The 13,922-nt window shown below is 41.9% G+C and carries 12 protein-coding genes and 1 riboswitch; of the genes, 4 read left to right on the forward strand and 8 right to left on the reverse strand.

The genetic code is table 11. The annotated features are described in order from the left end of the window. Window positions 1-4 precede the first annotated feature (4 nt). On the reverse strand, window positions 5-1,117 hold the full coding sequence (locus B4U37_RS14545; RefSeq protein WP_088018812.1) for a sugar ABC transporter substrate-binding protein: 1,113 nt from the start codon (window positions 1,115-1,117) through the stop codon (window positions 5-7). Window positions 1,118-1,218: 101 nt separating this feature from the next. Then, window positions 1,219-1,324, reverse strand: a riboswitch (SAM riboswitch). Between the two features lie 305 nt (window positions 1,325-1,629). On the opposite strand from B4U37_RS14545, the gene B4U37_RS14550 reads away from it, so the two are divergent. Then, window positions 1,630-3,182, forward strand: a protein-coding gene (locus tag B4U37_RS14550) for an IS3 family transposase (RefSeq protein WP_088016950.1) whose coding sequence is annotated in 2 segments (ribosomal slippage) — window positions 1,630-2,266 and window positions 2,266-3,182 — 1,554 coding nt in all. Because the reading frame shifts where the segments join, the coding sequence is not laid out codon by codon here. Between the two features lie 602 nt (window positions 3,183-3,784). Here the strand turns inward: B4U37_RS14550 and B4U37_RS14555 are convergent. Further along, window positions 3,785-5,455 carry a glycoside hydrolase family 13 protein gene (locus B4U37_RS14555; RefSeq protein WP_088018813.1) on the reverse strand — a complete coding sequence of 557 codons (1,671 nt, stop codon included), beginning with the start codon at window positions 5,453-5,455 and terminating at the stop codon, window positions 3,785-3,787. Between the two features lie 226 nt (window positions 5,456-5,681). Here B4U37_RS14555 and B4U37_RS14560 point away from each other — a divergent pair, with 226 nt between their 5' ends. After that, on the forward strand, window positions 5,682-6,929 hold the full coding sequence (locus tag B4U37_RS14560) for a PD40 domain-containing protein (RefSeq protein WP_088018814.1): 1,248 nt from the start codon (window positions 5,682-5,684) through the stop codon (window positions 6,927-6,929). A gap of 568 nt (window positions 6,930-7,497) precedes the next feature. On the opposite strand, the gene efp is transcribed toward B4U37_RS14560, so the two are convergent. From efp to B4U37_RS14580, 4 genes are all read right to left on the reverse strand, one after another. Further along, a complete protein-coding gene (gene efp, locus B4U37_RS14565; RefSeq protein WP_010194744.1) occupies window positions 7,498-8,055 on the reverse strand; it encodes an elongation factor P in 558 nt (185 codons plus the stop codon). Between the two features lie 94 nt (window positions 8,056-8,149). Further along, complete coding sequence (locus B4U37_RS14570) at window positions 8,150-9,211, reverse strand: M24 family metallopeptidase (protein WP_088018815.1); 1,062 nt, start codon at window positions 9,209-9,211, stop codon at window positions 8,150-8,152. A 4-nt stretch (window positions 9,212-9,215) separates the two neighbouring features. Further along, complete coding sequence (gene aroQ, locus B4U37_RS14575) at window positions 9,216-9,653, reverse strand: type II 3-dehydroquinate dehydratase (RefSeq protein WP_088018816.1); 438 nt, start codon at window positions 9,651-9,653, stop codon at window positions 9,216-9,218. Window positions 9,654-9,880: 227 nt separating this feature from the next. Next, complete coding sequence (locus tag B4U37_RS14580) at window positions 9,881-10,405, reverse strand: YqhR family membrane protein (protein ID WP_088018817.1); 525 nt, start codon at window positions 10,403-10,405, stop codon at window positions 9,881-9,883. A gap of 179 nt (window positions 10,406-10,584) precedes the next feature. On the opposite strand from B4U37_RS14580, the gene B4U37_RS14585 reads away from it, so the two are divergent. Beyond that, window positions 10,585-11,532, forward strand: a complete 948-nt coding sequence (locus tag B4U37_RS14585) for a DUF1385 domain-containing protein (RefSeq protein ID WP_010194737.1) — start codon at window positions 10,585-10,587, stop codon at window positions 11,530-11,532. Window positions 11,533-11,632: 100 nt separating this feature from the next. Further along, complete coding sequence (locus tag B4U37_RS14590) at window positions 11,633-12,019, forward strand: SA1362 family protein (protein WP_010194735.1); 387 nt, start codon at window positions 11,633-11,635, stop codon at window positions 12,017-12,019. 25 nt (window positions 12,020-12,044) lie between these two features. Here B4U37_RS14590 and B4U37_RS14595 read toward each other — a convergent pair whose 3' ends face one another. Together B4U37_RS14595 and mntR are read right to left on the reverse strand one after the other, a co-directional pair. Continuing rightward, complete coding sequence (locus B4U37_RS14595) at window positions 12,045-12,929, reverse strand: patatin-like phospholipase family protein (protein ID WP_088018818.1); 885 nt, start codon at window positions 12,927-12,929, stop codon at window positions 12,045-12,047. 552 nt (window positions 12,930-13,481) lie between these two features. Further along, the gene (gene mntR, locus B4U37_RS14600; RefSeq protein ID WP_010194729.1) at window positions 13,482-13,907 is read right to left on the reverse strand and encodes a transcriptional regulator MntR; all 426 of its coding nucleotides are present in this window, start codon (window positions 13,905-13,907) and stop codon (window positions 13,482-13,484) included. Window positions 13,908-13,922: the final 15 nt, after the last annotated feature.

Here is a 13,922-nt window from a genome sequence, read left to right on the forward strand (position 1 = left end):
TCTATTATTTTTTGTAATGCTCTTTCAATGTGTTCATCCACTCTTCTAAGAATGCGTCAGATTCTCCCCAGCCTTCCACGACCTTTGAAAGGTTGCCCATGTTTACCGCTTCGCTTGATTGTTGAAGATCTTCTTGAGAGATCAAAGAAGCTTCTAAGTCATAAGTTTGTGGCGTTTCTTCCCCTGCAAGCTTTTTAGCAAGTAGACGTAGGTTTACCGCACCGATTAACTTCGGGTCCACAGCAGCTGTATACTCCCAAGGGCTTCCTTCTGTACTGATTTCCTGAAGGTCCGCATTGGAAACATCTATTCCGTAAATCTTGATTTCTTCACGACCTGCTTCTTTCAACGCACGAGCCGCTCCGACTGCGAATGCATCCCATGTAGCAAAGATAGCATCAATGCTTCCTTTAGGATGCTTGTTCAACATTGCCGCAACCGCGTTCTGGGTTTGAACGGATGTATCTGCCGCCGCAACGCCAAAACGTTCCACTTCGTTCAGGCCAGGATTATTTTCTAACGTTTCTTTATACACATTGTTACGTCGAACCATCGGCGAGAAACCGTCCACCCACAGATACACCACATTTGCTTCGCTGTTGAAATCATTGACGAGTTGATCAAGTGCTAATTTTGCCAACTCCTCATCATCTTGAGAAGTTAGCGTCACTCTTTCAATGTTTGCAAGATCTCCATTGGAATCGAATGTCACCACTTCTTTGCCGCTGTCGACAAGCTGTTGGACACCTTCCACAGTTGCCGCATCATCACCGTGTGATATGATCACTCCGTCATAATCTTGGTTAACCGTCTGATTGATTGCATCATGGAATTTCGCACTGTCACCATTTGCAGTAAATACATCCACTGTAAATCCTAGGGACTCCCCTTCCTCTTTCGCTCCAGCTAAAAATTGCGCCGTATGATCATCTCCGCCAATCTTTCGGATTACCTTAATTTTCGCACCTTCTCCATCTGCAAACTTCTCTGGTACATTCTCAATTGGCCCAGTCGGCTTACTGCTCTCTGCAGAATCGCCTCCACCACTGCACCCTGTTAATAGTAAAGTCGCTGTTGTTAATGCCACAATTCCTTTTTTAAAAATGTTTTTTCTCATTCTTTTTACTCCCCTTTTTGCTTTATTACTTTAATAAAATAAAAAACCTCTCCAAGTAAGAGAGGTTTGAGCGCTAATTGAAAACAAAAAGACTTGTCCCTCTCTTATCTTTCAAAACATCACTGTTTTGCAGGATTTAGCACCAATTCCAAACGGAACGGTTGCTGGGCGTCATAGGGCCAGTCCCTCTGCCACTCTTGATAAGAGATCGAAATATTTAGTTTATTAAAAGAATTAAGTATTACTTTACCGCCTTAAAGGAGAAGTGTCAATGACTTTTTTGAAGAAAAGTAAAAATTTACGGTTGGTATTAAAGTATGATCCACCTCGCCTTGATAGGGTCGATGAGGACCTCACTTTTGCCTTTCTCCTCAAACTGACGTCTTCATAACTGCGATGAAGACACCTCTCCGGCCTTTCTCTACAAACTGAGGTCTTCATAATGATATGCTCCCTTTTAAGTAGACAGATAAAAAACTAAAAATCTGTTTCTGCTAAGGGGAGTATTTATTATGTCAAAAAAAGCTAACTCTTTCGATGTCAAAATCAATGTCATAAGAGCCTGGGAAAATCGCACGCACACTATTACAGATTTAGGCCATATAAATAATGTTAGTCCATCCACTATATATAATTGGATCGATAGATATGAAAGTCTGGGGGAGAAAGGTTTACACCCTACCTCAAAAGCGTATTCGAAGGAATATAAGCTGAAGGTAGTCCATGAATACCTTAACGGTGGGTATTCTCAAAAAGAACTTGTTAGGAAGTATGAAATATCAAGTAAATCTGTCCTCCAAAAGTGGATTAAGAATTATAATAGCCATAGAGAGTTAAAGGATACTTCAAAAGGAAGGAAATTCACTATGACTAACAAAAGAAAAACTACCTTAAATGAACGAATAGAGATTGTGCACTATTATCTAGAGAACGGCATGGATTTCCATAAGGCAGCTGAGACCTTCCAGGTCTCTTACCAACAAGTGTATCAATGGGTTAAAAAGTATGAGAATGGTGGCGAAGAAGCCCTCCGAGATAAACGTGGGAGGAAAAAGGAAGAAGTGGAACTTTCTCATGAACAGAAAATACAACGAGAGATGCATAGGCTAGAAAGGGAAAATGAACGATTGCGAGCTGAGAACGCATTTCTAAAAAAGTTAGAGGAGATCGAAAGGAGGCAAAAATAAGTCAGGTACGCCATGAGGAGAAATATTTAGCTATTCAGGAACTGGAACAGGAAGAAGGATTTTCTATCGTGATGCTCTGTGACATTGCGGAGATTGCCCGGTCTGCCTATTACAAATGGTTGAAGCGCGAGCCTTCAAAACGTGAACGGGAAAGTGAAAAGTTAATGAAAGAGATTTCTACTATATTCCAAAAAGTGAAGGGGATTTATGGATATCGTAGAGTGGCCATTACTTTGAATCGAAAGTTAGGAAAAGCTTATAACCATAAACGTATCTATAGATTAATGCGTGTTTTAGGCATTCAAAGCATTATTCGAAGAAAAAAGAGCCGTTACAAAAAAGCGACCCCTAATCATATTGCCCAAAACTTGTTAAACCGGGAATTCCAAGCGGAAAAGCCAAATGAAAAGTGGGTGACGGACGTTACGGAGTTTAAGTTCGGTAAGGCTACAAAGGCTTATTTGAGTGCCATTCGAGATTTATATGATGGGGCTATTATTAGTTATGTGTTAGGACTTAAAAATAACAATCAGCTAGTGTTTAAAACCTTGGATCAAGCAACTGCCATGTTGAATGGTGAACAGCCGCTTTTACATAGTGATCGAGGATTTCAATATACCCACCTTGAATTCAAAAGAAAAATTGATACAGCAAAGATGACTCATAGTATGTCCCGAGTTGGACGATGTATTGATAATGGTCCAATAGAGTCTTTTTGGGGGACATTGAAATGCGAGAAGTATTATTTGGAGAAATATGAAACGTTCGACGATCTTGAAGAGGCGATTGATGAGTACATTCATTTTTATAATCATGACCGCTATCAAAAACGTTTAAACGGTCTTAGCCCTTTAGAATACAGGGCTAAGACCGCTTAGTCTTGTTTTATTATTTCGAGTGTCTACTTGACAGGGGGCAGTTCATAACTGCGATGAAGACCTTTCTCCGGCCTTTCTCTACAAACTGACGTCTTCATAACTGCGATGAAGACACCTCTCCGGCCTTTCTCTCCAAACTGACGTCTTCATAACTGCGATGAAGACACCTCTCCGGCCTTTCTCTCCAAACTGACGTCTTCATAACTGCGATGAAGACACCTCTCCGGCCTTTCTCACCAAACTGACGTCTTCATAACTGCGATGAAGACCTTTCTCCGGCCTTTCTCTCCAAACTGACGTCTTCATAACTGCGATGAAGACACCTCTCCGGCCTTTCTCACCAAACTGACGTTTTCATAACTGCGATGAAGACACCTCTCCAGCCTTTCTCACCAGACTGACGTCTTCATAACTGCGATGAAGACACCTCTCCGGCCATTCTCTACAAACTGACGTCTTCATAAGGTCAATGAGGACCTCTTTCATTAAATCTTATCAAATCAGAGGTCTTCATCATCGCCGCCTAGCAGATTCGTTACCTCTACCGCCACAAAAAAAGAAAAAGCCCCACCCAAAATGGTGAGACTTTCCCAAGCAATATCTTACTTCGCTACCACATAAACACGAGTTTCATAAGGCTTTAGCGTCAATTCAGACACACCTTCATGCGCAGCAACCTCATAGTTTTGAAGACGAAGGTCAGCTGAAACTACCTCAAGATCTTCAAGCTCTACTGTGACTTCTTCTTCACTCAAGTTACATAATACTACAGCTACCTTGTTATCAAGTGTTCGAGTGTAACCGTAAACTTGTGTGTCATCTTCAAGAATCAGATTGTATTCGCCATAAACAAATACTTCCTCTTCTTTGCGGATTTTGATCATGTCACGGTAGAAGCTTAATACGGAATTCGGGTCATTCCATTGCTTTTCCACATTGATCGTTTTGTAGTTTTCATTTACGCCCATCCAAGGGGTACCTGTAGAGAATCCACCGTTTAGTTCATCGTTCCATTGCATTGGAGTACGGGAGTTGTCACGGCCTTTTGCCCAAATGATTTCCATCACTTTTTGAGCATGCTCTTCACCTTTAGCACTCTCAATGTCATAAAGGTTTTTCATGCCAACATCATCGTAATCGTTAATGCTGTCAAACTTCACATTCGTCATACCAAGTTCTTGACCTTGGTAGATGAATGGAGTTCCTTGCATCAAGAAATACAATGCACCAAGGGATTTCGCACTTTCTACTAGGTACTCTTTGTCATTTCCCCATGTAGAAACAGAACGAGCCTGGTCATGGTTTTCAAGGAATAATGCATTCCAGCCATTTCCTTCCAATCCTTTTTGCCATTTTGTTAATGTTTTTTTCAGTTGAAGAAGGTCTACGCCGCCTTCTGTTCCTTTTTCCCAAAGTCCAAGATGTTCAAATTGGAAGATCATGTTGAACTTACCGTTCTCTTCGCCAACCCACTCATCTGCTTGGTTCAGCTTGACGCCATTTGCTTCCCCGACAGTCATGATGTCATAGCGCGCAAACGTTTGCTCTTTCAATTCCTCGAGATGCTTTTGAATTCCTTCCACATTCATCATGTAGTCAAAAGATGGAACATAATCTAGGCCTTTTGGATTTGGTAGGTCTGGGAATCCAGGCTCTTTTTTAATATGAGAAATTGCATCCACACGGAATCCGTCAATTCCTTTATCCAACCACCAGTTAATCATATCGTACAATGCAAAGCGAACATCTTTATTTTCCCAGTTCAAGTCAGGCTGCTCTGTTGCGAAGATATGCATGTAATACTGGCCAGTCTTCTCATCCAACTTCCAAGCTGGACCATTGAAAATACTTTCCCAGTTGTTCGGCTCCTTGCCGTCTTTTCCATCTTCCCAAATATACCAATCGCGCTTTGGGTTATCCTTAGAAGACGCAGACTCAATGAACCACTCATGCTGATCAGAAGTGTGGTTGATAACTAAATCAATGATAAGCTTCATGTCGCGGTTATGCACTTCTTCCAGTAACTCATCGAAATCCGCCATGTTCCCGAAGTCTTCCATGATGTCCTGATAATCACTGATATCATAGCCATTATCAACATTTGGAGACTTATACATTGGACAAATCCAAATAACATCTATACCCATATCTTTTAAATAATCTAGTTTAGAAATAACTCCTCGTAAATCACCAATACCGTCCCCATTGGAATCCATGAAACTTCTAGGATATACCTGATAGGCAACTGCTTCTTTCCACCATATCTTTTTCAATCTTGATACACTCCCTTATTAACGACGCTCTTTGCTATGATAACGGTTGCATGATTGCGTAACCGTTTGCACAAATCTACAAAAAAAATATCACTTGGAATAATTCCACTACTTTACTATACCATCTTTTTCACTAATTTCAACTTAAATTCTGATTTTGTTTTATTCATGAAATGATGGTAGCTGGTAACACTAATGGGTAGGAATATTTTAGGAGGATTTTACCATGAAATATTTATTGATTTGTTTATTGGCTGCATCCGTTGTTTTCGCTCCTCTATCTAGCTATGCTGAAGCTACGGAACAACCAAAAGCGGCATTTACAAGGTACCAATCTTTATGGCTTTTTGATGGTACGAAGGAAGTCTCCTTGCATGAGAATATAGAAGTAGGAAAATTCAGTTGGTCACATGACGGTAAATGGCTTGTTTATGAAGCCAAGCAGGTGGATACACAATCAGAATCAAAAGAATTTGACATCTGGTTATATAATACCGAAACGATGAGTTCTAGCAAGCTAAAGATTGCTGGACATGATCCACAGTGGAATCCCGCGGATCATTCTTTTTCATTCCTGACTGGCTCCATACTTTGCGTGGTGGAGCTCGCTTCCGGAACACCTATTATTCATCAGCTTACAGGTGGTGTGTCTAATTTCACTTGGGATGCAGAAGGTGTTAACTTAATTGCATCTGCTAGTGCGGCTTTGTTTCCTGATGGTTGGAGCCACCCAAGACTCTACGAAGTTCATTGGGGTGTGGAGAAGGAATCTCATGAGATGGATGTAAAAGTTACGCCGCTTCATACGATTGGATCTCCACTTAAGTATGAAGATATCTCGATCCTCTCAGTGGATGTGGAAAGCTTCTCCTGGTCACATGACGGAAAAAGTTTGGCAATGGTGGTGGCGCCGACAGCATCGTGGTCTGCTGACAGCAATATGCTTAGCATCTATGTAAAAGAGAACAAGCTTTTTATACCGCTTGGGGAAGTCCTTCTTGATGCCGATTGGATTAAGTGGGCGCCGACAAAGCCCCTTCTTGCCTCTATTCAGGGAGGTGGCCGGATGACCAGTGGCGGAGTTAAAAATAAAGTCCTGACGACAAGCACCATTATCCCAAATTATAAAAAGGTTCATACACCAAAAGGGTTTGCAGATGTGGATTTTGATTGGGTAGATGATGAGAGGATTGTTGTGGCGCGTGGGAGAGAAACCAGTGACAGTCCTGATAAATTTAAGTCGTCGTTGTATATGGTGGATTTGAAGGAAAAAGAGGCAGTCAAAATTGTGGAAACGCCTGAGGGTTACTCCGATGGTGAGCCTGTGGTGTTGGAACATGGTTCTGGGTTGCGGTTGTCTTGGGTCCGGGTAGATGCGGATGGCAGAAAGCATATTTGGATGAGTAAGGTGGATGGATCTGACGGTCGGAAGGTTGTGGAGAATGTGTTTGATGTGGTTTGGTTTGGGGAGTGAGATTGGCGGGAGGTTCTATTGGACGGTTTGCGGGGATTAGTATGTGGTTTGGGCTTTGAGAGGGCTTCTCTTTGACCGTTTTGTTGAATTTGCTTGCTGTTCGGGCCCTGAGAGGGCTTCTCTATGCCCGTTTTGTTGAATTTGCTTGCTGTTCGGGCCTTGAGAGGGCTTCTCTTTGACCCTTATTGTGAATCTGCTCCCTGTTTCGTCGTTGATATTCCTTTTATTTCCTTCTATTAGACATTTCAACCAGATTTCACTACCGTTCGGGAGTATAGAGCGCTTCTATTTGACTTTTCACCACGGATTCACTACCGTTCGGGCGTATAGAACGCTTCTATTTGACTTTTCACCACGGATTCACTACCGTTCGGGCGTATAGAACCCATCTATTGGACAAAGCACACAGATTTCACTACCGTTCGGGCAAATAGATTCCTTATATTCGTAACCAGAACACTCAACCACCAATCGCACACCCATTCACACCTCCGCCCTCCCACCAACACCAAAAAAGGAGAAGCTCCCCCTACCAACAAGGGACCTTCTCCTTTTTAAAAAAATCAAATTAAGCTCTAGAAACGTAAGAAGAGTCAGTTGTATTGATAATCAATACGTCACCTTCGTTTACGAAGAATGGTACGTTAACTGTTACGCCAGTTTCCATAACCGCTGGCTTAGATCCGCCCGAAGCTGTATCGCCTTTGATACCTGGCTCTGTTTCAGCTACTTTTAGTTCTACTGTGTTTGGAAGCTCGACTCCAAGCGTCTCACTATGGTACATCATGATAGCAACTTCCATGTTTTCTTTTAAGAATTTCAATTCGTATTCAATTTGAGCAGATGGAAGTTCCAACTGGTCATAGGACTCATTGTCCATGAATACGTGCATGTCGCCGTTTGCGTAAAGGTATTGCATTTTGCGGTTGTCGATCTGTGCTTTTGCTACTTTTTCGCCAGCACGGAACGTTTTTTCTTGGATAGCACCATTACGTAGGTTACGTAATTTAGAACGTACGAATGCTGCTCCTTTCCCTGGCTTCACGTGTTGGAAATCCATTACGCGCCAAATGCCGTTGTCTACTTCGATTGTTAAACCTGTACGAAAATCGTTTACTGAAATCATTTATTAGTTCCTCCTAAAGCTATGTAAAATAATGCCCTACACGTATTGTATCCTTGAGTACCTTACTCTAGTCTACACGACGCTAGATACATTTTTACAAAATAATAAGTTCTTTTGTAGAGAAGGAAAGTGTTTCGTTACCTGTTTCTGTAACGATGGTATCGTCTTCAATACGCACTCCGCCTAATCCAGCAACATAAATACCAGGTTCTACTGTTACAATCATTCCCGGTTCTAAAACTGTGTCTGATTTCACAGATAGAGAAGGACCTTCATGCACTTCCATTCCAAGTCCGTGACCTGTAGAATGTCCGAAGTACTCTCCATAGCCTTTTTCCGTAATGTAATCACGTGTCAGCGCATCCGCTTCACGGCCGGTGATGCCTGCCTTGATTCCTCTCATGCCTCGTAACTGTGCTTCCAATACAGTATCATAGATCGTTTTCAGCTCATCGCTTGGCTCTCCCACAGCAAGTGTTCTTGTAATGTCGGAGTTATAGCCTTTATAATAAGCTCCAAAATCAAGCGTTACAAACTCACCGTTTTCAATCACTTTATCCGAAGCGACGCCGTGTGGCAGGGCTGAGCGGAAACCAGAAGCAACGATAATGTCAAAGGATGAAGAAACAGCGCCTTGTTTTCTCATGAAGAATTCCAACTCATTGGATACATCCAATTCTGTCAGACCTGGCTTGATGTATGTAAGAATATGTTCAAAAGCTGCGTCAGCAATCTGTGTAGCTTCCTTTAATATCTTAATCTCTTGTTCACTCTTAATCAAGCGTAACTTTTCAATAACGCCAGAAACAGGGACAAGATCTGTTTTTATAGTGGTTTTGTAGTTTAAGTACGTGGAAAAAGTAACATGGTCTTGCTCAAAGCCAAGCTTTGCTACCCCAAGGTCTTTCACCACATTTGCGATTTCTTCTACCAAACCACCTTTATGCTGAACGATTTCGAACCCTTCACATTGTTTGGCAGCTTGTTCAGTGTAACGGAAGTCTGTGATGAATACAGCTTTGTCTTCTGTCACGACTGCCACACCTGCTGAACCGGTGAATCCTGTGATGTATTGGCGGTTTTTTCCGCTTGTAATTAGTAATGCATCAATTCCTGAATCTTGAAAGCTTTCTCTAAGTTTAGTTAACTTTGTCATCTTGCTATTCCCCCTTGTTCTGATTCAATAGTGCTAATAGTGCTAGTTCGTATCCATAAAAGCCCAGCCCGACAATCTGGCCTGCTGTTACCGGTGCGGTGACGGATGTATGTCTGAATTCTTCCCGCTTATGTATGTTGGAAATGTGCACTTCCATTACCGGTACTGAAATGCTTGCAATGGCATCGCGAATTGCATAGCTGTAATGGGTGAAGGCGCCTGGGTTCATGACAATCCCGTCAAAACTGCCTTCCGCATCATGAAGCTTATCGATAAGCTCTCCTTCGTGATTGCTTTGAAAACAAGTTAGTTCACACGAATTTTTGCCTGCGAATGCTTGAAGTTGCGCTTCTAAATCTTGCAATGTTTGACTGCCATATACTGAGGGTTCCCTAAGTCCTAATCGGTTTAGGTTAGGGCCGTTGAGAACAAGTAAGCGCATGCTGCGATCTCCCCTTTTTAACTCTTGTCGATTTCCGTTCCAGGTGTTCGCTTATCCAGAGGGCGGTCCGGAAGCCTCCTCGGCTTGCGCCTGTGGGGTCTTCCCTGTCCCTTCCTCCCGCAGGAGTTTCACACCTTGCACTACAATCGACAAGGAAAACACCCTAATTCAATAATAAAAAAGAATGTCCAATTACTGAACATTCTATCACATTCTGGTATTCGCTACTACTTTGAGGATTGTGATTGTTGTTTTGAATGTTGATTTTGGTGTTGCATTTCATTGTGTTCAAAGGAGATGGAGTAGCCTACAAAAACACCGAAGAGTATGTATAAGCATACATTTGTCACATTGGTATCAAGGGTAAGTTCTCCGACAGTTTTTATGGAAGGAAACATTGGGTTCAATAAAAAGAAAACTAGACCCCAAAGGGCAATACCATACACGATTCCAATCCAGAACTGTTGAAACTTCTTTAATATCGCTGCATATATAAGAGCAGCACCTATGCCAAACAAACCAAGTAATATGACACTAATTATATGACCCAGCCATCCTTTTTTCCAATCACCAAGCGCCCATGGCTGAAGCACAACATTTGGGCTGATTTCAGTGAAGCTGAACATATAGGCAAAATATCCGATTAAACTCCATAGCACCCCACCTACAAACCCGGTAACGATAACTTTTGTCATAAACCCCATCGGTTCTTCTCTTTGGTTCTGTTCCAATTTCTTTTTATCGCTCATCATTTGGCTTCCTTTCTACTGCATCTTTACACATATCTTTCCATAAGAACGACAGAACCATACAAAACTAACCAACTTTTTAAAACAAAGAATCTCAGGGAGTAGAGGTTTTTTGAAGATTCGGGTAGAATATTAAGTAATAGAAATTTTTTTCTTCTTAGAAAAGTTAGGTTGGTGCTATTATGTCAAAAGATTCAAAACCTGTTTATGGAGGACAGGCTGTGGTTGAAGGTGTAATGTTTGGTGGAAAGCGCCATTATGTTACTGCCATTCGCAGAAAAGATGACTCCATCGAATACCTTCATGTGCCAAGAAAGGTAAATCCGACATTACAGTCTTTAAAAAAGATTCCTTTTATTCGCGGAATCGTTGCAATAGTGGAAGCTGCTGGGAATGGATCGAAGCATCTGAATTTTTCCACAGAGCGTTATGATGTGGATCCGAGTCAAGATGAGGAAGAGATTTATAACAAAAAAGAGCCTTCCAAGCTTGAAATGATTTTAAGCGTTGCAGCTGTCGGGGTATTATCGTTTATTTTCGGGAAATTCATCTTCACACTTGTGCCCGTTTTTTTGGCAGAACTGACAAAGCCAATTTTCCCAAGTGATTTTGCACAGGTATTAGTAGAAACGGTGTTTAAATTGATGCTTTTGTTGGCATACATATATTTCATCTCTTTTACCCCTATCATTAAAAGGGTATTTCAATATCATGGTGCGGAGCATAAAGTGATTAACGCTTATGAAAACGGGAAAGAATTAACTGTAAGCAATATTCAAGCTCAATCTAGATTGCATTATAGATGTGGCAGCAGTTTTATCCTGTTCACAGTAGTTGTAGGCTTCTTTGTATACCTTCTTGTACCGACAGATCCTTTATGGGTGCGTGTACTGAATCGTTTAGCGCTCATTCCTGTTGTTTTAGGTATTTCTTTTGAAGTATTACAGCTTACGAACAAAGTCCGCGATATTCCTGTTTTAAAAGTTTTAGGGTATCCCGGCCTGTGGTTGCAATTGTTAACCACAAAGGAACCAACGGACGACCAAGTGGAGGTCGCTATCCTTTCCTTTAACAGATTATTGGAGCTAGAACAAGATTCAGAGAAAAAGATTACCGAAGAAATAGTATAAAAATCCGCAACAAGCCTTATCCTAGAAAATATACTATTAAAACAATCAGTGGTGGTAACCATCGAAAACAAGCATACTGGTTACCTGGGAGGTGGCGAAGATGAAAAGAAGCTATCGAAAACCAATTTTCTATACTCTTGTTTCCTTAGCAGCTTTTTATTTGATCATTCAATTATTTACTAATCCAGGAGGGTTATTTACGAGTCTCCTTTTAATTGTAGGGGGGGCAACCGTATTTTACTTAATTTTCCGCTATTTTATTCAAGGGAAAATTGGAGCAAAAACGGATGCCAGGTATAGTAAGGCTGTGAAGCAATCCAAAAAGAAATACTCAGCCACAAGTAGCGCAAAGCCAACTATCAGCCCGATTACATCCAGCAGAGATCGTGCAAGCTCCAAACCTGCCGCACCAAAACGCAAAGCCCCATCCCATCTGACCGTCATTGAAGGGAAAAAGGGCAAAAAGAAAAACCGTGCTTTCTTTTAAATAAGGAAGCTCGGTTTTTTCTATTTTAGTAACACCACTTCATCAAAAATGCCTCTGCTCTTTTCCTCCCTATTTCCACTAGTCCCCTTTTCCGCTCCTCTGTTAAAGCAAATTCCGTCACAGCAATATGATCCATGGGGATAAAAATGACATCCTTCTCATGACGGCTGGAGATATGTTTGGCATCATGAGCATCCTTCATCGTCTCAAACAGCGCGCCAAACATTGTGATGGCATTATCGATTTTGTTAACCGGCCGATCCTCTTGCTTTGCACTTAACTGAATACCAAGAACAGGGCGCACTTTAGGAATACGGTCATTATCAAATAACCAAATAGGAAAATTGCTCAATACCCCTCCATCTACAAAAAGGAAGGTTACTCCCTTTCCCTTAAGTTTGACAGGTTCAAAAAAATAAGGAATGCTGCAGCTCATCCGTACCGCTTTGGCAACAGAAAATTTCTTCGGATCCGAATTATATTTGGGAAGGTCATCAGGAAGGACGGCAATGGTTCCACTTGTGAGGTCGGAGGCAATGATTCTGAGATGATCTTTGGGAAGATCTTCAAAAGTTTTTATCCCCTTTGCAGCTAGCTTTTTCTCTAGCCACCTCTCCAACACTTCCCCCTTATACAATCCAAGCCTCCAGTATAAAAGCACCCACTTGGTAATGGGTGATGGCAGAAAAGTTCTTCGTTGGTCTAAAAAATTCATGATATCTGTTTCATCAAGCATGTTACGGATTTCATTTGCGGTGTATCCTGCCGCTGTAAACGCAGCTACAATAGAGCCCGCACTTGTCCCTGCTAACCGTTGGAACTTTAATCCCCTTTCCTCCACCGCCTGCAGCGCTCCGATAAGGGCAAACCCTTTAATTCCTCCTCCAGAAAATACACCATCTATCTTCAATGGAACCCCTCCATCACATTGAACCGGATAACTTCCTTTTACATCTTTAATAAAGAAGAAGGGGAAATATACCGTTTTCCGTGATGAGAGCAAGAAAAAACCGGGCAGAAACCGCCCGGTCCTTTAGTAGATTAATTAATCCCCGCTGTTCCTTTCCGCAAATGGCTTCGCTTTTCACGGGGCGACCTTGAGCCTCCTCGGCAAGCCTGCGGGGTCTCAACATTGCCGTTTCTCCCCCGTAGGAGTCTTCGCCATTTGCTCCAATACACAGCTAAAAACTACAAGAATAAAAAGTTAATTCCCTTCTCCGTTAACTCAATTACCTCTTCATAAACCCTATGTTGAATGAAGTGACTTAGTTGATTGGAGTGGAAGGCGCGCAGACGCCCGCGGGAGGAAGGGACAGGTGAGACCCCTGAAGCGTTGTGAGGAGGCTCACGGACCGCCCGCAGGCAAGCGAAGCGCGTGAAACGGAAATCAACAGATTTTTATACTTTCTTATCTTTCAAAAAAAGAGACAGACCTCACTGCCAATTGGCAAGGTCTACCTCCTTACTGATTATCTTCATTTTGCTTTTGGATGGTTTGCAGTGCTTCCACGCGTTCTTTTTCTTCTTCAAAATATTGAACAAGATCCCCGATGCGATCAATGGCATTCCAGCTCAAGTGATGTTCAATACCTTCCACATCTTCATAAATATTTTCCTCATCTACACCTATCACACGCAAGAACTGCTCGAGTAATTCATGTCGATATACTAATCGCTTACCGATTTTCTTTCCTTTAGTGGTAAGAACCAGTCCACGATATTTTTCATAGATTAAATATTGGTCCTTATCAAGTTTCTGGACCATTTTTGTAACAGAAGAGGGATGTACCGCCAATGCTTCGGCAATGTCTGATACCCGTGCATATCCTTTATCTTCAATCAACATGTAAATCTGTTCTATGTAATCTTCCATACTTGGGGTAGGCATAATATCCCTCCATTT

The sequence above is a fragment of the Sutcliffiella horikoshii genome (assembly GCF_002157855.1).
Classification (GTDB): Bacteria; Bacillota; Bacilli; order Bacillales; family Bacillaceae_I; genus Sutcliffiella_A; species Sutcliffiella_A horikoshii_C.